The sequence below is a fragment of the Alcanivorax sp. genome, from assembly GCF_040118815.1.
In the GTDB taxonomy this organism is placed as follows: domain Bacteria; phylum Pseudomonadota; class Gammaproteobacteria; order Pseudomonadales; family Alcanivoracaceae; genus Alcanivorax.
The window spans coordinates 831117-854163 of record NZ_JBEDTC010000015.1 but is presented as its reverse complement, the minus strand read 5'-3'; the positions used below and the strand labels follow the sequence as shown (position 1 = coordinate 854163).

Annotated in this window: 7 protein-coding genes; 1 reads left to right on the top strand and 6 read right to left on the bottom strand. The window is 57.7% G+C overall.

Annotated elements, in window-relative coordinates:
* Positions 1–288: 288 nt before the first annotated feature.
* The 6 genes from ABNH18_RS13130 to ABNH18_RS13105 all read right to left on the bottom strand — a co-directional run bounded on the left by ABNH18_RS13130 (position 289) and on the right by ABNH18_RS13105 (position 22116).
* A complete protein-coding gene (locus ABNH18_RS13130) occupies positions 289–1275 on the bottom strand; it encodes a GNAT family N-acetyltransferase (protein WP_349383244.1) in 987 nt (328 codons plus the stop codon).
* Positions 1265–3550, bottom strand: coding sequence for a TonB-dependent siderophore receptor (locus ABNH18_RS13125; protein WP_349383243.1), 2286 nt, complete (start codon positions 3548–3550; stop codon positions 1265–1267). The genes ABNH18_RS13130 and ABNH18_RS13125 overlap by 11 nt, the downstream gene beginning before the upstream one ends.
* A gap of 121 nt (positions 3551–3671) precedes the next feature.
* Positions 3672–9188 carry a non-ribosomal peptide synthetase gene (locus ABNH18_RS13120; RefSeq protein ID WP_349383242.1) on the bottom strand — a complete coding sequence of 1839 codons (5517 nt, stop codon included), beginning with the start codon at positions 9186–9188 and terminating at the stop codon, positions 3672–3674.
* A 13-nt stretch (positions 9189–9201) separates the two neighbouring features.
* The gene (locus ABNH18_RS13115; RefSeq protein ID WP_349383241.1) at positions 9202–20118 is read right to left on the bottom strand and encodes a non-ribosomal peptide synthetase; all 10917 of its coding nucleotides are present in this window, start codon (positions 20116–20118) and stop codon (positions 9202–9204) included.
* Between the two features lie 39 nt (positions 20119–20157).
* Positions 20158–20361 (bottom strand): MbtH family protein, encoded by a 204-nt coding sequence (locus tag ABNH18_RS13110; protein WP_007151409.1) that lies wholly within the window; start codon positions 20359–20361, stop codon positions 20158–20160.
* Between the two features lie 96 nt (positions 20362–20457).
* Complete coding sequence (locus tag ABNH18_RS13105) at positions 20458–22116, bottom strand: multidrug ABC transporter permease/ATP-binding protein (protein ID WP_349383240.1); 1659 nt, start codon at positions 22114–22116, stop codon at positions 20458–20460.
* A gap of 234 nt (positions 22117–22350) precedes the next feature.
* Between ABNH18_RS13105 and ABNH18_RS13100 the strand changes: the two genes are divergently transcribed.
* Positions 22351–22962 (top strand): TetR/AcrR family transcriptional regulator, encoded by a 612-nt coding sequence (locus ABNH18_RS13100; protein WP_349383239.1) that lies wholly within the window; start codon positions 22351–22353, stop codon positions 22960–22962.
* Positions 22963–23047: the final 85 nt, after the last annotated feature.

Below are 23047 nucleotides of genomic sequence, written 5' to 3'. Positions count from 1 at the left end.
GGTGCAGCTGTTGTGTTTTATCGCGACGGGCAGGGTGGTTCCCTTTCCTAGCGATCAAACGCAGCAGGTGTGCCCTTCAGGACACGCCCTACGGGGCTGCCATGCTGGCCCACACTCGTCGTTGCAATTTTTTGATGGGTGGACACACACCTTAAAAATTGCGCCTAGATTGTGAACCAGCCTGAAAGCCTGAGCATGCAAGGAGTTGTCCTGAGTCTCCCTTGCTGCCGGATAGTGGTGGGCAGCGCGCCATGGCGGTTCAGAGTGAAAAAACCCGAACCGTGATTTTCAGCTCAGCTCGCAACGCTCAAAAAAAGCATCGCGATGCAGCATCATCAGTGCTGCGCGCTTGTGCGGAAAATCAAACTCCTTTGGCTTGGCAAATCGCCTGGCTTGAAGGTGTTGAATCATCCTGTCGTTATCCGAACGGGGCTCGGATACGATCCGCGTAGTGCGGCAATCATCGAGAAACAGGTAGTGGCAAAGCGCGTTCAGCCATGCCTTTACCTTGTGCGGGCCACGGTGATGGGCTTCGCCCACCAACATATGAATCCCGCGATCAAAATTCTGTGCATCGTAATAGGGAGCGATGCGGTCTTCCTTTGCCCAGTACGCTTCAAAATACGCGAATGGCTCATCATCAATACAACCGATCAGATTGAGTACCCGTGGATCCTTCGCCTGGCTTTCCAGGTAGGTGCGGTGCTCTTCCAGTGTGCCGCTCTGTTCCCAGAAGGCGGCCACACGCTCGCTGTTCTGCCAGCGCATGAAACGGTGCAGATCTTCCTCGATATTCAGCGTGCGCAGGGACACCCACGCCTGAATACCTGTGTCAAAACGGCGGTACACTTCCCCCACCGGCTTGGCGCGGCGTCGAGGGTGACGCCGGCCGGATTCATCCATGACCATGGTGACCGGGTACGGCAAGGGATCGCCCTGCCTTATCCAGCCCCACGGCAACTGCCAGAACATGTCGCGTTCCAGTCGTGCCATCTGATTCTCTCCCTGAATCATGAAGTCGGCATTAAATCCGCCCTCAAAATGCAGGGTTTTCTCATCAGGCTTCGACACAAAGAACGCCCAGGCAGCACGAAGCAGCTGTGCCGGCTCCTGACAAAACTGCACCGCGCGGGCGGTGCCGCCGATCAGCTCTACCGTGAGCAAGTCCTGATCATCCCACTGGCACCGCCACTGCGTTGCCAGTGCCTGCTCGAAGACATCCAGCCGCTGCCCGGAAGGCAGCGGAATGGATTGATGATGACTCCTACCAAGCATAGGTCACGCTGCCGATAACGTTGCGGCCATTGCCGTACCAGCAGTAGTAGTTGCAAGTAGCGACATACTCCTTGTCTGCTAGATTCTTGGCAGCAACTTGGAACTTAAAGTCTTGCCAGCGATAACTCACCGTCGCATCCCAGAGAGTGTACGAGGGCACTTCCAGGGTTTCGGTATCATCACCGAATGTTTCGCCTGTATAACTCAGACCTGTTCCCACAGAGAATCCGCCCAACGGCCCCTGAAGAAAGGCGTACTTACCCCATACGGAAGCGGTTGTGTCAGCAACCTGGTTCGGGCGATTCCCTTCAACGGCACTTCCTCGAACGTCATTCTTGATTTCAGGGTCCATGAAGCTGGCATTTGCGATCAGGCTGAACGACGTAGTGATATTGGAAACAAATTCAAGTTCAACACCCTGATTTTCAACCTCGCCAATCTGTTTGAAATCCTGCGTAGCCGGATCCCTGCGACTCAAATTTTCTTGAGTAATGTCAAAAACAGCGACATTGAAGTAACCATCAAACCCTTCCGGCTGATACTTCATACCCACTTCAAACTGGTCACCTTGCTCAGGTTTAGCCGGATTATTGTCGTCGTCAAGCTGAAGGATCGGCTGGAAGAACTGGGCATAGCTTGCGTAAGCCGTTACACCATTACCAAACAACCAGGCAGCACCGGTATTGGCTGTCCATTCTTCATTGTCTATTTTCCGCTCAACATTGGTCGCCTTGTTATCAAACTCGGTCCGGGTTTTATCAAAACGACCACCGAGCATGACAACAAGGTTTTCACCAATTTTCATTTGATCCTGAAGGTAACCGCCAACTTGGTAGCTATCCGTGGTTTCCTTTTGACGATCTGAGTCATCAACTACAGAAAAGGTATTAATATCAAAAAGCACGACGTTATTTGTGTACGAAGGACTATAAATATCAAAATTGATGTCCGGCGTTCCCAAACCATTGAGAGTATTCCCATCCGCCACCAGAGGATCATTAGCAAAGTCCTTGCTCTCAATCGACAGATTTTGGTAATCCACCCCAGCCAACAAGGTGTGCTCAATGTTGTTAAACGTCCATTTATGTGTCAACCGGTTATCCGCCGTCCAGGTGCTTGCTGAACCATCTTCGGTGGAAATACCACGATAAATATCTCGACGCGCATTGGTCGGATCAAGAATTTGTCCTGCGGCAGGGAGAGCCGCTGGCGAAAGATCCCGCACATACCCAAGTGAGTACATCTGCTTCAGATCAATATCGATATGCCCATACCGGACGCTCTGATCAAAACGGGTGCTATCATTGATTTCATGCTCAAGCTGGTACCCAAAGATATATTGGGTACGCTTGAAATATTCATAATCAGGATTACCCACGGCCACATCATCCTGAATGTAGCCATTCTTGTTGGCAGTCAGCGTCCCTTCGGATGGCAAGAACTGAAGGTAAGGGTCGGAATCATCTTTTTGATAGGTGGCCAACAATGTGAGGTCTGTCGCTTCGCCAAGATTCAGTTTCAGAGAGGGAGCAAAGAGCGTTCTTTTAGCTTCAAGGTCATCGACCTGAGTGCCATTTTCACGACCAAGGGCCACAACGCGAAAAGCATGACCATCACCGATGGGAGCACCAACATCTACCGTCAGCTGCTTTCTATCCCAAGTGCCGTACTCAGCAGTAACAGAGCCGAAAGAATAATCTTTAGGGCGCTTGCTGATTACATTAATCACGCCACCAGGGGGAGTCTGTCCATACAGCACAGAAGCAGGGCCACGGAGAATTTCAACTCTCTCAAGATTAGCAGGATCAAGCTGCCAGCTGTAGAAACCATCGGAATAAGTGCGGGTTCCGTCCCGGTACAAGCCATTGTTCGCTTGCTTAAAACCACGAACAATAAACCAGTCTTGCTTGTTATCTTCCCCGTAAAAGCCAGCCTGCATACCGGGGGTATAACGCAAAGCATCACTAATACTGACGGCAGCCCGGTCATCCATCTGCTCACGGGTTACGATCGACACAGAACGAGGGGTTTCGCTCACTGGCGTATCGGTCTTGGTAGCTGTCAAGCTTCTCTGTCCCACATAACCGAAGTCGTCCCCGCCATACACGTCTTCTGACTGCTTGGCATTTACTTCAATAGTCTGCAGTTCGCTTTCGTCTTGCTGCTCTTTTGCCCAAACAGGTGACGCCGCCAATGTCGCGGCTATTGCCAGCGCCAGCGGATTACGGCCCCACTTCAGCCCCCGGATCAGCCCGCTCTCGGTCCGATTCCCCATGGTCGTTCTCCTAGCAATCGTAAAAACTATAGTAATAGGAATGATTCGCAACTGCATTATACAGATTACGAACCTTACGACTAGTGCACAAAAAAAATGCTCAGCCGGGCATTTCAGTCAATCAGTCGCGAGCCTTTCTCCGCCCGAGTAAGGCAGGCAGTCTCTGCAAAAAGGAGGGCTCTCGCACAATCGTCAAATGGTCCGCCGCCAGGGTCTCGCTGTGGGCGAATTCAACGCACGCGGCCAACCCGCTCTCAAGGGCCTGAGCGCGCCCTGCCGGCTCGCTGGCCCACCAACTATGCACCGGCACATGCAGCGCCGGCAGCTGGTAACCCCAGCACAGCTCGCGCAGATGCTGCTCAACGGCCCAGGCGTGCAACAACTGCGCAGCGCTGTCTGCCACTGCCCCTTCGACAGACTGTGTTGCCAGCCATTGCGAAAACTGTTGCGGCCACTGCGCGGGTTTGCTGTCACGCAAGCGGGCAATACAGTTGTCCAGCGCCGTGGGGGACGCGGATACCAGCAACATGCCCAGATGTTCCCGCAACGTCTGCTGCGCCTGTGGCGACGACCATTGATCTTCTGCCACTTCGTTGCCCGGTACATAGGTATCCAGCAGCCCCACAAAGGCCACCCTTTCACCGGCCTCTTCCAGTCGATGGGCCAGCGCCATGGACAAGGCTCCACCCAACGACCAGCCCAACAAAAAATACGGACCTTCAGGTTGCGCCTGGCGCACGGTGCGGTAATAACGCTCCGCCATTTCTTCCAGCGACGGATCAAACCAACCCGGCTCCAGAAAACTGCGTGATTGCAGACCGCGCACCTGCCACTGCCCTTCAAGGCGTGCCGCCATGGCCTGGTAACCAGTGGTGCGCCCGGTGACGGGATGCGGACACCACAACACGGGCAGATCCGCCCCCCGGTTCAAAGGCGTTACCAGTGCCAGGTCCGCGCACGCTTCACGGGGGGCATCCGCCAGGGCCAACAACGCCAGCAATGCCTGCCGGTAACGACCGCACAAATGCGCGATTTGCTGCTCGTTATAAACACTGCGTGCAAAATCCCAGACTAACTCCAGCTGCCCAGCAACGACTTGCCCGTTGATCGCCAATGGCGCGGCCATGGGGTTATCGCCCGCTTGTGCCGTGCCGCCGCCTTGCAGTGGCGTAAAGCCCTGAATCAATGCCTCGTCGTGATACTGCCCCAGATAGTTAAACGTAACGGGGGCGTCTGGGCAGCCGTATAATGGCGCGTCGCGAAGAAAACGCAGGGCACCGTAACCCACACCACCATCCGGTTCGGTGTGTTGTAACTGCTGCGACACCGCAAACAAATTTTCGCGAGGGTCGTCAGAGAAAGGGAGCGATACCGGATACAGACTGGTGAACCAACCCAGCGTTCGGCTCAAGTCCATGCCCGGCGCCAGACGGGTTTCACGGCCGTGGCCCTCCAAATTGATAACCAGATTTTTATCTTCTGCAGGAGCGGCGCTTGAGCCGCGAATGGCATTTGGGTCGGTTTCTCGCAAGCCGGTTCGCGGCTCAAGCGCCGCTCCTACGGAAGAGTTCTGCAAGGTGCGTGTCAGCGCAGTGAGCAGCAAAACCGGCACACTGACCCCCAGTTTGGTGGGCGTATCCTGTAACAGCCGGCGGGTGTCTTCCTTGTTAAGCGCCAGGGAAATGCTTTGCTTTTCGGCATAAGCAGGCCGAATATTTTGTGTCTTTCCGGGTTGTTGCGCCTGCCAAAATGGCAAACGCTCTTCGCTGTTAGCATCCACCCATTGCTCCAGCGCGTGGTGCCAATCACTCAGCGTATGAGTGCGCTCGGGCAGGGTAATCGCCTGCCCCGCCAAAGCTTGCCCATACGCACCAAGCAAATCGTCCAGCAAAATACGCCAGGACACCCCATCCACCGCCAGGTGATGGATCACCAGCAGCAACCGGTCCGGCTCTCCCGGGCTTTGCACATACAACGCACGCAGCAACTCGCCATTTTCGATATTCAGGCTTCGCTGGGCTTGTTCACACAGTTCGGCTACCGCCGATTCACTGTCCGCCTGTCGCCACCACAACAGTTCACCGCTCGGCGCATCAGCCGGCAAACAGGTTTGCGACCAGCCATTTTTCTCGCGCACGAATTGCAACCGCAGAGCATCATGCTGTTGATACAAGGCCTGCAAAGTGGCATTCAACGCCTCTCGATCCATTGGCGCATCCAGCGCCAACCACAGATGCTGATTCCAGTGGCTGGGGCTGGGTGGATTCAGGGAAAAAAAATGCTGCTGAATCGGCAACAACGGCACCGCTCCCTGCAAAGGCTGCTGTGAAATCACCGACGCCTGGGCACTCACTGCCTGCTCCGCCAGCCCCCTCAACAGCGGTTGCTCAAACAGATCCTTGGGCGTTAACGCCAAGCCTTGCTGGCGCGCTCGGCTAACCACCTGCAAGGCCAGAATCGAATCGCCGCCCAGGGCAAAGAAATTATCATCGCGGCTCACCGATTCCCGGCCCAGCAGTTGCTGCCAGATGGACGCCAGCGTGTGCTCGTTGTCGGTTTGCGGCGCATCGCCTGCACTGGCGGTTTGCCATTGCGGCGTTGGCAGCGCCTTGCGATCCACTTTGCCTGCCGGCGTCAACGGCATGGCTTCCAGCGTGATTAGCTGGCTGGGCACCATGTAGTCGGGCAGGGATTTGGAAAGGTCATCGAGGACAGCGGTAACGTCCAGCAATGGCGCCTCGCTTCGCACGGTTCGCGACGGAACCGTCGCTCCTACAGCGCTGCGCGCGACAATGTAGCCGACCAATCGATCACCCCTCGGGGATGGCTGCGCCACAACCGCTGCCTCGCGAATCTGCGGATTCGCCAGCAGCCGACTCTCAATTTCCCCCAGCTCTATACGGAAGCCGCGGATCTTCACCTGCTGATCCACCCGGCCCAGGTATTCCATCACGCCGTCATCGCGGTACTTCACCAGATCCCCAGTGCGGTACATGCGCTCACCGGGTGCGCCAAACGGGTCGGGGAGAAAACGCTCAGCAGTCAAACCCGGACGCTGATGGTAGCCACGGGCCAACCCCACTTCGTTACCGATATAAAGCTCACCCGCAACGCCAACCGGAACACGGTTAAGATCCTGATCCAGCACATACAGCTTTCGTGGCCCCACGGCGGTACCGATTGGCGCGTACGCACTGGTGAGGGTGTCGCCTTCATAGGCCGCCCACAGCATCGGCGTGACGACTGTTTCGGTGGGGCCGTAACCGTTAAGAATACGTTTGGGCTTGAGCACAGACTGCATGCGCTCGAACGTTTCCCGGGTAAAGGCTTCGCCACCCAGGGTCCAGGAACGTACTTTCAGTTCCGGTTTGTCCTGTTCGATCCAGTCCAGCAGCGGCCCCATATAGCTGGGGGGAAAACAGGCCACGGTGACGCCTTCGTTTTTCAGCACCTCACAGCATTGCTCTGCGCTCCACAGTTGCTGGTCACGGATCACCACACGCGAACCAAAGGCCAGTGGCACCGTCCAGCGCTCCACCGCACCATCGAAACTGATGGAGGCGAACTGCAGCTCCACATCATCCGGGGTCATGCCGTAGCGCTCGCCGATAGTTTGTACATGCATGGTGAGGCCGGCATGGGTCAGTGAGACGCCTTTGGGTTTGCCGGTGGAACCGGAGGTGTAGATCACATAGGCAAGCTGATCCGGGTGCGGTTCGTTGCCCAAAGAACCCGCAGAAAAGATATCCAAGGACAACGCATCAACAGCAATCGGTGTAACCGCATCAATGCTCGGTAAGGTTTCAACCAGATCAGAAGACGTGAGCAGAACTTTTGCACCGCTGTCTTGCAACATGTAGTGCAAACGATCAGAAGGATAACCTGGGTCCAGAGGCAAAAACGCACCGCCGGCTTTCATCACCGCAAGGAACGCTTCCACCATGGTAACGCCGCGCTCAAAAGAAACACCGACCACCTCGTCCGCCTGCACACCCTGCTCGATCAGGTAACGGGCCAATTGATTGGAACGCGCCTCCAGCTCGGCAAAAGACACGCGGGTATCTCCGTGCACCAGCGCAATCGCATCGCCCCGCTCAGCGGCCTGTTGGGAAAACAAGGACACGAAACTGTCCGCGCGCCACTGGCCATCACCCTGCCCCCAGCGTTCCAGCCGGGGCAGGTCAGATTCCGTGACATCGATGGTGCCAAGCGCACGAGCCCCCTGGCTAAATGCGGCCAACACCTGGCCCATGGCCTGCTTTAATCGCACGGCCGTGTCCGAATGAAAGCGGTCTGCCGCATAGGTCAGCGTCAACAATAACGACCCGCTGTCCCCTTCATGGGCATCCAGAGCCAGGTCAAACAGGGCATGGGGCACGCCCTGGGCCAACGGTGTAATGGTGACGCTATCGTCAAGATTTCTTGCCGCGCTATCGCGTCGTTGATAGTTAAACAGCACCTGGAATAACGGGGTTTCACCCGGCTCACGCCGTGGCGACAACGCCGCCACCAGCTGATCAAACGGCAGCGCCTGATGCGCTTGGGCATCCAGCATGGTCTGGTGCAATTGAGCCACCCACTGGTTTACCGTCAGCGCCGCCTGCGGCTGACCGCGCACCACCAGAGTGTTCACGAAAAAGCCCACCAGCGCTTCCACTTCGCTACGCTCACGATTGGCGACCGGGACCCCCACCGCGATATCACGGCGACCGCCAACAGCAGCCAGCGCCCACTGCCATGCCGCCAGCACCACAGTGAACAGGGTGGTGTCGTTATCCCGCGCCAGTGCTTGCAACGGCACTTGCAAATGAACAGGCACAGTCCACTGCACGCTGGCAGCAGAACGCAAGGCAGCCTGCGCCGGGACCCGATCGTGGGCAATCAGCAACGGTGGCTGCACCTTCTCCTGTTGATCATGACCCAGCTGTTCGCGCCAATAAGCCAACTGGCGATCACGCTCTCCTGCATCCAGCCAGGCCTTCTGCCACAGTGCGTAATCGGCATACTGAATCGCCAACTCAGGCAGCGGCATATCGCTATGATAGGCTCGAGCCAGATCCGCAAAGAACACGTCCATGGACCAACCATCGGACACCAGATGGTGCATGACCAGCTGCAACCGCCAGCGCTGTTCAGACAATTGCAGCAGCTGCACGCGCAAGGGCGAATCACTGTCCAGTGCAAAAAACCGACGGGCATGCTCATCCGCCAAGGTTTGTCGGGCATTGTCATCTAACGCACGGACATCGCGCTGCTCAATGGTGCCGGTCATCGTCAGCGGATCATCATCAATGCGCTGCTGCCCCTCACCGTCTACCTCCACGAAACGGGTGCGCAGGCTTTCGTGCCGATGCACTACCGCCTCCATGGCACGCAACAAACGCGACACATCCAGCGGCCCGCTCAATGCAAAAGCGGCCGTCAGATGGTAGGCCGTGTTATCCGGTTCCAGTTGATGAATCGTCCACAACCGCTGCTGGGCCGGCGCCAGAGGAATAACACTTGGCCGATGACCGGCAACGATAGGTAAACGCTCGAAAGGAATCCCTTTGTCGCCGAGTTTTTGCAGAAACAGTGCCTGCTTGCTTTCTTCCAACGCCATAAAGCGCTGGGCCAGTGCCGCCTTGTCCAGACTCATCCTTCACTCCGGATCATAAATCTTCCAGGTCATCGAGCAGGTCTGCCATAGCGGACAGATCCTCCTGCTCCTGCTGTTTGGCGTCGCCATTATGCTCATCCACTAAAGCCGCCAGCGCCTGCAAGGTGTCGGCCTCAAACAGCGCACGCAGGGGCACATCCATGCCCCAGCGATCCCGCAGGGCCGCCACCACGCGTGTGGCTAATAGCGAATGCCCACCCAGAGCAAAGAAGTTATCGTCCAGCCCAACCTGATCGAGCCCAAGCAACTCTTGCCACAGGCTCGCCAGCTGCTGTTCGGTGTCGCTTTGCGGGACGCGATATTCCCGCGCTTGCCATTGCGGGGCCGGCAGCGCCTTGCGGTCCAGCTTACCGTTAGGGGATAACGGCATCTGTTCCAGTACCATGATCAAGGCGGGCACCATGTAGTCCGGCAACGCCGAAGACAGCGCCTGCTGCCAGCTATCACGGTTATCCGTTGCGGCCACCACATAGGCCACCAACTGGTCGCCAGCCTCGCTGTGATGAGCGACCACCACCGCATCACCTATCTCCGGCAATTGCTTCAGCTGCTGCTCAATTTCGCCCAATTCAATGCGCAGGCCACGAATCTTCACCTGATGATCAAGACGCCCCAAGTAATCGACGACACCATCGGCGCGCTGCACCACCTGGTCCCCTGTGCGGTACATGCGCGATCCCGGCTCGCCGAAAGGATTGGGCACAAACCGTTCTGCACTCAGGTCTGGGCGACCGTAGTAACCACGGGCCAGGCCCGCGCCCGCCAGGTACAGCTCACCAGGCACACCCCGAGGCACCGGATTCAGATCCGTATCCAACACATGGAGCTGGATATTGCTGATCGGTGCACCAATGGGGATCGTGTGGCCACCTTCCGGCTCTTCGTTTTCGTGCCTCTCTAAAGAAAGGCACTGCCAAAAACTCACATCAATGGCGGCTTCGGTTGGGCCATAAAGGTTATGCAGTTCGATATCGTCGCGGACGGCGAAAACCGCTTTCTGCAACGCCATGTCCAACGCTTCACCACTACAGATCAAACGCTTCAGTTGCGGCAAACTCTGTAGGCCGGTGGCCGACACAAACGCATTAAGCATGGACGGCACGAAGTGCGACGTGGTCACCCGCTCTTGCACCATCACCTGCTGCAACCATTGCGGGTCACCATGGGCTTGCGTCGGAGCCACCGCCAAGCGAGCGCCCACCATCAGCGGCCAGAAAAATTCCCACACCGACACATCAAAACTGAACGGGGTCTTTTGCAGTACACAGTCACTGTCATCCAACGGGTAAGCGTCCTGCATCCACTGCAGCCGGTTTTCCAGAGCCGCCTGGGTGTTCAACACCCCTTTGGGCTTGCCGGTAGAACCGGAGGTGTAGATCACATAAGCGGCCTGATCCGGGTGCCACTGCACCGCCGGCGGCGTGTCGCCCTGGTCGCTCACATCCAGTTCATCCAGGCACCACATGGGCACGGCTTGCGGCCAGCTTGCCAACAACTCACTGTGCGTCAGCAACAAGGCCGGAGACGACGCTTCCAGGATGTAAGCGAGCCGATCCTGCGGGTAGCTCGGGTCCAGCGGCACATACGCACCGCCGGCCCGAGTGATCGCGAGAATACCGATGACCAGTTCCAGCGAGCGCGGCAAGCCAATGGCCACGCGCACCTCTTCACGGACGCCGGCACTGCGCAAGCGATTCGCCAGCTGATTCACCTTGCGATCAAGCTGTCCATAACTGAGTTGTTCATCGCCCATACTCAGGGCAATGGCATCCGGGGTGGCCTGGGCCTGCAAACTAAGACGCTCGGGCACCGCAACAAACGGCCCCCAGTTTTTTTCGGTCGCGTTGAAATGCTGTTGCGCCACCACTTCTTCATCGCTCAACAGATTTACATCCGCCAACCGCTGTTGCGGTTCATCAAGCAGTGCCTTCAGCAAGATGACGAAGTGGTCACGCAGCCGCGCAATGGTGTTTGGCTTGAACAGGGCGGTGGCGTAACCGATATAGCCCTGTAACTGCTCATCGTCTTCCAGAATATCCAGCGCCAGCTCGAACTGGGCGCCGGCGGCTCCGGGATCAAACGGTGTCACCAGGGCTTGCGGCCACTGCGGTGCAAACGTCTGGCTTAACCTCTGGTGGTTAAACACCACCTGGAACAACGGGTGGCGATCCAAATTACGATCTACCCCGAGGGCATCCACCAGTATCTCGAAGGGCAGCGCCTGACGCCCCTGGGCTTCACCAATAAACTGCTGGGTAGCGGCCACCTGATGCGCAAACGTCTGCGGCTGCTCGTAAGACGCGGGAATCACCAAGGTATTGATGAAACAGCCCTGCAGATTTTCCGTTTCAGCCAGCAACCGCCCCGCCACCGGCACCCCGACCCGCACCTGTGACTGACCACTGTAGCGATGCATCAGGGTCTGCCAGACACTGAGCAGCAGCGTCGAGACAGTGGAGCCCAGCTCGCTGGCCCGCTGCTTAAGCGCAGCCAGCTGTTCATCAGTGAACGGGATGGACAGGCGAGCGCCCCCCGTCGGCTCACCAGACCGTCCGCCACGGGGGAAATCCGTGGGTAGTGCCAGCGGCTCGCCGCCCTCACCCAACTGCTCCACCCACCAGCGGGTCTGCTCCACGGCATCGTCGCTGTCCAGCCACTGCTGCTGCCACGCAGCATAGTCTGCGTACTGGATTGCCGCCGGTGTCGCCCCCATCGCGTCGCCCTGGTGGGCACGCTGATACAGTTCGCTCAGTTCCGTGAGAAGCAACTGCATGGAAACGCCATCACCGATGATGTGATGCTGCACCAGCAACAGGTGATAGCGATGGTTGGCCAGTTTGATGGCCAACACCCGTAGCAAGTTATCGTGGGCAAGATCGAAAGGCGCTGTCAGCAGCGCTTTTTGTGCTTTTTTGGCGGCCTGCTCCGGATCATTTTGCTGGGACAAATCCTGCCACTGAATATCGACATGGCCAGTATCGAGAATCCGCTGACGCGGCTCGCCCCCCACCTCCACAAAACGGGTGCGCAGACTTTCATGGTTGGCAACCAGAATATGCATTGCCTGTTGCAAGGCACCATGATGTAGCTCACCACGCACCTCCAATCCCAACGGCATATGGTAGGCGCCGTTCTGCGGTTCCAGCTGCTGCACGAACCAGAGTCGACGCTGGGCGGCAGAACACGGTAAGTCGCCGTGGCGCGGCACAGATTGAATCGCCGGCATGGCATCCACCGGCTGACACAGCAACGCGCACTGTTTTAGCACCGGTTGTTCGAAAATCCGGTTCAGCGGCAGGTCCAACTGATGCTGGTGACGCAGCCGATTAACCATCTGCACCGCCAATAACGAATGGCCGCCCAGATTGAAGAAGTGATCATCGCGGCTCACGTCCTCAAGCCCCAACAAGGATTGCCAGATCACCGCGAGAATCTTTTCATTGTCTGTTTGCGGCGCCTCACCGTCGCGGCCAGTCTGCCACTGGGGCTGCGGCAACGCCTTGCGATTTACCTTGCCCGCCGGGGTTAACGGCATCGCTTCCAGTGTCATCAACTGACTGGGCACCATGTAGTCAGGCAGGACAGTGGCCAGGTTAGAGAGGATGGCGGTAACGTCTAGCAATGGAGCCTCGCTACACTCGGTTCGCGACGGAGCCGTCGCTCCTACAGCGTTGCGCACGACGACATACCCCACCAAACGATCGCCACCCGGCGACGGCTGCGCCAGCACCACGGCTTCACGCACCTGGGGATGGGCGAGCAGCTGGCTTTCGATTTCACCCAGTTCGATGCGGAAACCGCGGATCTTCACCTGCTGATCCACCCGGCCCAGGTATTCCATCACGCCGTCATCGCGGTACTTCACCAGATCCCCGGTGCGGTACATGCGTTCGCCTGACTTACCGAATGGGTCGGGCAAAAAACGTTCGGCCGTTAGATCAGGACGGCCGTGATAGCCACGAGCCAGCCCCACTTCGTTACCGATATACAGCTCGCCTGCCACACCGACCGGCACCCGATTGAGATCCTGATCCAGCACATAAAGCGCCCTCGGGCCCACGGCGGTACCGATGGGAGCATAGGCGCTGGTCAACGTATCGCCTTCGTATGCCGCCCACAGCATTGGGGTGACCACGGTTTCCGTGGGGCCATAACCGTTTAAGATGCGCTTGGGTTTGAGCACGGTTTGCATGCGCTCGAACGTTTCCCGGGTAAAGGCTTCGCCGCCCAAGGTCCAGGAACGCACCGTTAACGCTGGCTGCTCCTGTTCGATCCAGTCCAGCAACGGGCCCATGTAGCTAGGGGGAATGCAGGCGATGGTGACGCCTTCTTTTTGCAGGGCCTCACAGGTTTGCTCCGCACTCCACAATTGCTGATCCCGGATCACCACACGGGAACCAAAGGCCAGTGGCACCGTCCAGCGTTCCACCGCCCCATCGAAACTGATGGAGGCGAACTGAAGCTCCACATCGTCCGGGGTCATGCCGTATCGCTCACCGATGGTTTGCACATGCATGGTGAGACCGGCATGGGTTAACGAGACGCCCTTGGGCTTGCCGGTGGAACCGGAGGTGTAGATCACATAAGCGAGCTGATCCGGGTGCGGTTCGCTGTCGAGAGACTGCACAGAGAAAACATCAAGCGACAGTTCATTCACCGCAATCGGTTTAACGGCATCAACACGGGACAAGGTTTCCATCAGATCTGAAGAGGTCAGCAACAGTTTCGCGCCGCTGTCTTCCAGCATGTAGTGCAAACGATCAGAAGGATAACCCGGATCCAGCGGCAAAAACGCACCGCCGGCTTTCATCACGGCAAGGAAGGCTTCGATCATGGTGACACCACGCTCGAAAGACACACCGACCACATCGTCGGATTGCACACCCTGCTCGATCAGGTAGCGGGCCAGTTGATTGGAACGCGCTTCCAGCTCGGCAAATGACACCCAGGCATTACCGTGCACCAGTGCAATCGCATTGACTTGCTCAGCAGCCTGCCGGGAAAACAGGGAAACAAAACTGTCTGCACGCCACCGGCCTTCACCCTGCCCCCACCGCTGCAATACCGCCTCATCGTCGCCCAGGGCATCCAGCTCGGCCAGCAGCAAGTCGTCCTGTTGAGACAATGCCAGCAAGGTGCGTTTAAACGCACTGGCCATGCGCTCCACCAGCGCCACTGGCAAGGCACCGCTGTCATGGGCGAACAGCATTTGCAAATGTTCACCGGGCAACACTGCTACAGTCAGCGGGTAATGGGTGAACTCATGACTGGTGGGCGTGCCCAGCTGCAATTCACTTTGTTCGCTGCCCAACAGGGATTCATCCAGCGGGTAGTTTTCAAAAACCAACAAGGTATCGAACAAGCCTTCGCCGCCCCAGCCAGCGTCCTGCTGCACATCAAACAACGGCGCATGGCCCTGTTCGCGCAGCGCAGCATTATCAGCCTGCAACTGATCCAGCCAGTCGGCGACAGGTTGCTCACCGTTCAGAGGCACAGTCATGGGCAAGGTATTAATGAACAGGCCCAGCATGCTGTCGCTGCCCACCAGTTCCGCCGGTCGACCGGCGACGGTGTTGCCAAACACCACCCGTTGCTGACCGGTGAAACGGCCTAACACTCGTGCCCAGGCGGCTTGCACCAGGGTATTGATGGTCAACCCTTTGTCGCGAGCCGCCTGGCGTAGGGCATCGCTGGTAGCGATATCAAATTCAATCGGGTGACGGCGGAATGCACCTTTGTCCGGCGTACCGACAGCTTCCACAAGACGCGTTGGCACCTGCACAGGGGAGAGGTATTGCTGCCAGAATTCCCGGGTAACACCGCGGTCCTGTTGCTGCAACCAGCCCAGATAATCCGCATAACTTTTTGGCGCCGCCGGCAGTGTCTTGCCGTGATACAGCGCCATCAATTCGGTGAGCAATACCCCGGTGCTCCACCCATCCATCAGGATGTGATGGAGGGTGAGCACGCACTGGTATGTTTTTTCACTGGTACGCAACAGGTCCACTCGCCACAGGGGCGCTGAGTGTAAATCGAATCCTGTCTTCAAGCGCTGCTGACACCACGTCTCCAGATCAGGCGCACCGTCAGCTCGCAGGTCCTGCTCCGACCACGGCAAGGACACCTGCTCAAGGGACCAAACCACCTGATGACGCGTTTCAGACAGTGCCGCTGGCAACAGACTGTTACGCAACACACCATGACGTTCCAGCAGCGCCTGCCACGCCTGTCGCATCCGCGCTGGTTGCACCCCAGTGAGCGGCAACACCAGCTGATTCACATAAGTGCTGTTGTTATCACTTAGCTGCGAATGAAAAAGCAACCCCGCCTGCAAGGGCGACAACGGCAGAATCTGTTCGGGATGTTGTGCAAGCGAATCCAGTTGAGCCTGTTTCAACGATGCTAGCGGCACATCCGCCGGGGTCAGTATCGGCGCCTGGGAGGCACAATGTTGCGCCAACCGCTCACACTGCTCCAGCCACTGCCCCACCAGCACAGCGCCCTGCTCGTGAGACAGGGAAACGCCATCCACATCCACGCGAATACGTAATTTTCCGTTCTGCTGATCCGCGTTAATCACCAGCGGCGCATCCGCCGGCGCATCCGTTTCCTGCCACAGGCCCGCGTCCATGACCGACACTCCCGGCAGGTCATCGTGACGGAACTGCCCAAGATAATTGAACAACACATCCAGGCGATGCTCCCCGCTCGCAAGCTTGCCCTGCTGGACCAACAACCCGTACTCCAGCCCACCATGAGCAGGCTCTCGCAGTTGTTCCTTCTGCTGCTTAATCGTCGCCGTCAGGTCATCTGCGCTATCCAGACGCTGCGGGTACAGGCTGGTCAACCAGCCCACAGTCCGACTCAGATCCAGTGCGGTTTCGCTGCCCGCACGGCCATGGCTTTCTCGATGAATGCGCACCACACGGCGGTCGCAATATTCCGCCAGGGCTTGCGACAGTCCGATAAGGAGAAACTCTTCCAAATTCAGAGAGCCGTATCGGTCTGCACTGTGCTGCCAACGGCGCAAGGTATCCGCATCCGTTTCACGTTCGAAGCGACCCGGCAGGCCGGACTGCAACCCGGTGAACAACGGTGGCATCGCTTCGCAGGCAGCCTGCCAGTAAGGTAGCGCCAGATCCGCCGGTGGTAAAAAATGCTGATCCAGCGCTTCGCGCCAGTCACGCAGGTTGTGGGTCTTACGTGGTAGCGATGCCTTGCCACCCTGCTCAATCTGTTCGCAGGCGGTAAAAAAATCTTCCAGCAAGATTCGCCAGGACACGCCGTCCACGGCCAGATGGTGGATGGTGAGTAACAGCTGCGGATTGTCTCGCTGGGTCGTGCCGCCGGTAACATACAACGCCCCCAGCAACCGGCCTTGTGCCGGATTCAGGCTGCGCTGCACAGCAAGCATCTGTGCTTCAATAGCTGCGCTATCGTTACTTTCCAGTGTCTGCAGCACTGTCGCCCTGGCAGTGGCCACACAATGTGCGCTGGCCGCGTCATTCACATTGAACTGCAGCCTAAGAGCATCGTGCTGGTCGACCAGCAACTGCAAAGCCTGCTCCACAACGGCCACATCAAACGGTTTCTGTAGGGAAAAACGCAGATACTGGTTACAGGCAGACAGCCCTCTTTTCTCAATAAAGCGCTGCTGAATTGGCAACAGGGGCAGCAAACCGGCCAGTGGCTCCTGGCTGGCGGCATTCACGGTCACCGGCTGAGCCACAGCCGCCTGTTGACTCAACACCGGCTGTTCGAACAAATCCTTGGGGGTTAACGCCAGCCCTTGCTGGCGGGCACGGCTGACCACCTGCAAGGCAAGAATGGAATCGCCGCCCAGGGCAAAGAAATTATCATCGCGGCTCACCGATTCCCGGCCCAGCAGTTGCTGCCAGATGGATGCCAGCGTGTGCTCGTTGTCGGTTTGCGGCGCATCGCCTGCACTGGCGGTTTGCCATTGCGGCGTTGGCAGCGCCTTGCGATCCACTTTGCCTGCCGGCGTCAACGGCATGGCTTCCAGCGTGATTAGCTGGCTGGGCACCATGTAGTCGGGCAGGGATTTGGAAAGGTCATCGAGGACAGCGGTAACGTCCAGCAATGGCGCCTCGCTTCGCACGGTTCGCGACGGAACCGTCGCTCCTACAGCGCTGCGCGCGACAATGTAGCCGACCAATCGATCACCCCTCGGGGATGGCTGCGCCACAACCGCTGCCTCGCGAATCTGCGGATTCGCCAGCAGCCGACTCTCAATTTCCCCCAGCTCTATACGGAAGCCGCGGATCTTCACCTGCTGATCCACCCGGCCCAGGTATTCCATCACGCCGTCATCGCGGTACTTCACCAGATCCCCAGTGCGGTACATGCGCTCACCGGGTGCGCCAAACGGGTCGGGGAGAAAACGCTCAGCAGTCAAACCCGGACGCTGATGGTAGCCACGGGCCAACCCCACTTCGTTACCGATATAAAGCTCACCCGCAACGCCAACCGGAACACGGTTAAGATCCTGATCCAGCACATACAGCTTTCGTGGCCCCACGGCGGTACCGATTGGCGCGTACGCACTGGTGAGGGTGTCGCCTTCATAGGCCGCCCACAGCATCGGCGTGACGACTGTTTCGGTGGGGCCGTAACCGTTAAGAATACGTTTGGGCTTGAGCACAGACTGCATGCGCTCGAACGTTTCCCGGGTAAAGGCTTCGCCACCCAGGGTCCAGGAACGTACTTTCAGTTCCGGTTTGTCCTGTTCGATCCAGTCCAGCAGCGGCCCCATATAGCTGGGGGGAAAACAGGCCACGGTGACGCCTTCGTTTTTCAGCACCTCACAGCATTGCTCTGCGCTCCACAGTTGCTGGTCACGGATCACCACACGCGAACCAAAGGCCAGTGGCACCGTCCAGCGCTCCACCGCACCATCGAAACTGATGGAGGCGAACTGCAGCTCCACATCATCCGGGGTCATGCCGTAGCGCTCGCCGATAGTTTGTACATGCATGGTGAGGCCGGCATGGGTCAGTGAGACGCCTTTGGGTTTGCCGGTGGAACCGGAGGTGTAAATCACATAGGCAAGCTGATCCGGGTGCGGTTCTTGGTTGAGGATCCCGTAAGCAAAACCGTCCAGGGAAAGTGAATCGACAGCAATCGGTTGAACGGTTTCCAGCGCCGGCAGAGCATCCACAAGACCCGACGAGGTAAGCAGCAAGCGAGCGCCGCTGTCTTGCAGCATGTAGTGTAAACGGTCAGCGGGGTATCCCGGATCCAGTGGCAAAAAAGCACCACCGGCTTTCATCACCGCAAGAAACGCTTCCACCATGGCGGTGCCACGCTCAAAAGACACGCCAACCACTTCATCTGATTGCACCCCTTTCCCAATCAGATAACGAGCCAGCTGGTTGGAGCGTGCCTCGAGTTCAGCAAACGACACGCGAGTCTCGCCATGGACGAGTGCAATCGCATCGCCCCGCTCCGCGGCCTGCTGAGAAAAAAGGGAGACGAAACTGGCCGACTGCCAATCGCCTTCGCCCTGCCCCCATTCTTGCAACAAGGCGTTGTCACCCTGTGTTAACGCGGCACTTTCCGTGAGCGGCAAACTCGGTGACTGCATCCATTGATTCAGAACCTGCTCAAACGACGCTACAAAGCGATTCGCAAAGGCATCATCAAGAACGCCCTCACCGTGAACCAGTCGCAACCCCAAGCCGCCATGCTCATCCGGCCAGGCATCCAACACCAAATCAAACGGGGTTTCCGTTACGGGCAGGTCTTCCATCCGAGCCATCAGGTCACCCAGATTCAGACTTAATCCTTTTCCCTGTTGGCGATAATTGAACGCCACCTGGAACAAGGGATGACTGCCCGAACTTCGGGAATCGCTCAAGGCATCGACAATTTTTTCAAAGGGAATATCGCGATTTTTTTTGGCGTCGGTCAAGGCACTGTGAATCTGTGAAATCCAATCGCTGATAGACAATCCAGGGGAAACACGACCCTGCACCACCAGATTGTTAACAAAAAATCCCACCAGGAACTGGTTGCTGCCTTTACGGTTGGCGCTAGGTACGCCAACGCGAATCTGTGGCTGCCCCGACACCCGGAACAACAGGTACTGCAGCACAGAAAGCAATACAGTAAAACGGCTGACGCCCTGCGCCATGGCAAAGTTTTTTAGCGTTAGCGTCTGCTTTGCAGACAGGGAGAAGTCCTGAAAACGGGCGCCGCTGGTGGCGCTGGACGGTTGCGACAGGCGAGGTAACGCCAGGGGCTCACCCTCATGCTGCAGTGTATCGGCCCAATAATTTCGCTGCGCACGTGCATCGTCACTGGCGAGCCATTCAGCCTCTGTTTTGACCAGATCCAGATAGGTATTTTGCAGCTGCGGCAGGTTCGGTGTCAGCCCGTCACGCAAGGCACTGTAGGCAAACAGAAACTCCTGCATAAACACACCCAACGACCAGGCGTCGCCGACAATATGATGCAACGAGATCAACAGCACATGCCGCTGCCCACCCAGTTTGACCAGCCGGTAACGCAATAGCGGGTCTGCCTCCAGATCAAACGGTTCCGCATTGTGCTCGCGGCCCAACCGGTAGGCTACTGCTTCCGGGTCTGCCGTGTTGCTGACATCCTCAACCTGCAACGCCCTGTCCACGTGCGGCGCGATGCGCTGCCAACCCTGCCCCTCTCGTTCGGCAAATTGCACACGCACAATATCCTGACGTGCCACCACGTAATTCATGGTTTTCTCAAGCGCTTCAGGATTCAGCTCACCGTCCAGCCACAGCATTCCACCCAGGTTATACGCCGTGCTCTGGGGTGAAAGCCGCGTAAATAGCCACAGGCGCTGCTGGGAGGAAGAAAGCGGGGTCCACTCGGACCCCGGGCGTGCGTTCTCGATGGCAGACCCGGTCATGTCAGCTCCTTGCCGTTAATGCAGACGCAAGAGAAAGAATCAGGACGCTTGCGCATCCCGCAGGCGGCGTGGACGCTGGTCTGTCCAGGTCTGATTGATATGCTCAAGGCATTCGCTCTTGTTGCCGGTCACACCGACGGCTTGCCAGCCCGCCGGGACAGGACGGTAGGTCGGCCAGATGCTGTACTGCTCCTGATCATTCATGACGACAGTGAATTCCGTTTCGGGATTATCAATACTCATGGCTTCCTCGCCGTTGACAGGATTGAGAGAAAAAACTGAGGGAAAAGTGCGCCGGAGCAGACAGCCGGAGCGCACAACGCGCTATTAATCGACGCCCTAAATGCCCGCTTCGCGCAGCACCTGGACGCTCTCGCGAGCGGCCAGATCATCCATTTCTTCCAGCTCACCGCTTTCCATTTTCAGCAGGCGATCAGCGCGATCGAAATAATGATCATCGTGGGTAATGGCAATAATGGTTTTGCCGGTGGCTTGCAGGCGTGGCAACAGCTCGAGATAAAAGAATTGCCGGAATTGCGGGTCCTGATCTGCCGCCCACTCGTCCAGCAACAAGCAGTCCCGGCTTTCCATCACCGCCATCAACAAAGCCAGGCGTTTGCGCTGCCCCTGGGAAAAACGAATATCGCTGAGGCGGCCATCTTGCTGGCGCACTTTGTGCTGCATACCCAGCGTCGCCAGCCAGGCATCCACGTCTGCACTCGCCACTTCCGCACCATCACCTTTCAGCAACCGGCTGAATAGATGGAAATCCGTAAACACCGACGAAAAAAGCTGCCGAAAAGCCACCCGGTTTGCTTCGGTGACAAGCTCACCATCCACTCGCAGCTCGCCCTGCTGAGGCCGATACAGCCCAGTGAGCAAGCGGGCAAACGTGCTCTTGCCGCTACCATTGCCACCTTGCACAAAAATCAATTCGCCACGGCGGATGGTGAGGTCCAGCGGCCCTACGGCAAAACCCGGCGCACCGTCCAGATCCGGATAGTGGTACCGCACGCCGTGGAGGCTGAGTGAGCTGAAGCCGGCCAGCGTGTCGCCGCCGGCCTGCAGGTCCGCCGTTTCATCGGCCAATTCAAGCCCGGTCAGTTTGCGCAACGACACCCGCGCAGCCAGTAAGGTTGGCAATGCCGCCACCGCACCAATCAAAGGCGTGCGCAATAACAAAATGGTCAGTGCAAAAATGGAGGCGGTATTGGCGTCCGCCCAACCCCGCCCGGTAGCCAGATAGAACAGCACCCCGATCAGTGCCAGCATCAAGACGTTGGCCAGGTTGCCGGCCAGTCCGTTGCAAATGTCAGCGCGGGTCACATGGTCGCGATAACCCCGGGCATGGCCATCAAATTCTTCATCGAAGAAACGCGCCGCACGGGGCCGGTTCAGTGCCAACTCCTTGCGACCATCAATCATGGATTGATAGTCCTGATAAAGATGGTCATCGCCTTCACGCACCTTGCCCACATGGAAATTGATACGCCCCACCAGCCAGATGCCCATGACCGCAGTCCCCAGCAACCAGGCCACCGTGACAACGAACAGCCCCGGTGCCAGCCAGGCCAGCCAACCCAGGGCCGCCACGCTGAGTGCCGCGCCGTAAACCAGCTCCGGCAAGTGCACAAAGGCAATCGTCAGGTTACGCAGATCGGTGCTCAGCGCCGCCAGCAGGTGCGGCCCGCCAACCTTTTCCAGTTGCTCGATGTCTGTAGCCAACACCCGGCGCACCAGATCCCGGCGCAAGCCGTACACCATCCGGTGTCCCAACACATGCAAGGTGACCTGGGCAGCGGTGGCGGTGGCCAACAGCGCCACCAACAACAGAGCGAACTGGAGAAGCACCACCGGCAAATTCGCACCACCGGCAAGCAACCGCTGACTGATAAAGGCCAGTACCGCCACACTCAATACCGCACTCACCACACTGAGCACGGCCACCGCCGCGAAGGCTTTCTTTCTACGGGAAAATAACAGGCCCATAAGGGTCATGATGGGTGTCCGCCTCCTTGGACAGAGAAGAGCCAATAAAGAGAATCGCAATGATATTGATTCTTATTTATATATCAACCTTATTTTCGTGCCCCTAATCCCGTTTTTGCTTCACCGGTGTTTTTTCTGCTCTATGGCTTCGCGTTACCGCTTTGCTCCACACATTGATGCGCCCCGCCATTGCCGAGAAGTGTCCCGCTCAATACCATTCAGTGATAGAACAGGACTTTCCTCATGACCCAACAGCTCAGCGAGCGCGGCCAGCGCCGACGGCAGGCACTGCTTGATGCCGCCACCCACACATTCCTCCAGCACGGTTACGAACGCACCACACTGGACATGATCATTGCTGAAGCGGGCGGTTCGCGGCGCAGTCTGTATGAGTATTTTGGCGACAAGCGAGGGTTGTTCAGTGCGGTCATCACCCATCACGCACAGAAGATGGTTCATGACATAAGCAATCTGGACGTAGAGGATCTGCCCGCACGGGAAGGCCTGGAGTTACTGGGACATGCTTTCTTCAAGGCCTTAACCGATCCGGTCAATCTGGAACTGTATCGGCTGCTGATCGCTGAAGGCTCCGCTTTTGCCGATCTGGGACAAACCGTCTATGAGGCAGGCCCGCACTTACTGCTGGAACAATTACAGCTATACCTGCAATGCCTGCATGACCGCGGACAGCTCCCCGGCGCTCAGCCAGATCCCCATGCAGCCCGCCAGTTTTTTGGCATGATAAAAGCCGATTTTCAGCTCTGCGCTCTACTGGCCCCCACACAACTTCCAAACGCAGCAGCAATCACCGAACACATTCGCAGCTGCGTGACGCTTTTGTTGGAAAACCGCTAAGCCCGCCATTGGCACCGCCTGTCTGCTCGGTATACATTGTAGATATCTGTCACCCTGGCCTTGGGGGCTAAGATGGCAATATTGG

Coding starts and splice junctions, on each gene's coding strand:
- ABNH18_RS13130 (WP_349383244.1), bottom strand. CDS start 1,275: ATGCTTGGTAGGAGTCATCATCAATCCATTCCGCTGCCTTCCGGGCAG.
- ABNH18_RS13125 (WP_349383243.1), bottom strand. CDS start 3,550: ATGGGGAATCGGACCGAGAGCGGGCTGATCCGGGGGCTGAAGTGGGGC.
- ABNH18_RS13120 (WP_349383242.1), bottom strand. CDS start 9,188: ATGAGTCTGGACAAGGCGGCACTGGCCCAGCGCTTTATGGCGTTGGAA.
- ABNH18_RS13115 (WP_349383241.1), bottom strand. CDS start 20,118: ATGACCGGGTCTGCCATCGAGAACGCACGCCCGGGGTCCGAGTGGACC.
- ABNH18_RS13110 (WP_007151409.1), bottom strand. CDS start 20,361: ATGAGTATTGATAATCCCGAAACGGAATTCACTGTCGTCATGAATGAT.
- ABNH18_RS13105 (WP_349383240.1), bottom strand. CDS start 22,116: ATGACCCTTATGGGCCTGTTATTTTCCCGTAGAAAGAAAGCCTTCGCG.
- ABNH18_RS13100 (WP_349383239.1), top strand. CDS start 22,351: ATGACCCAACAGCTCAGCGAGCGCGGCCAGCGCCGACGGCAGGCACTG.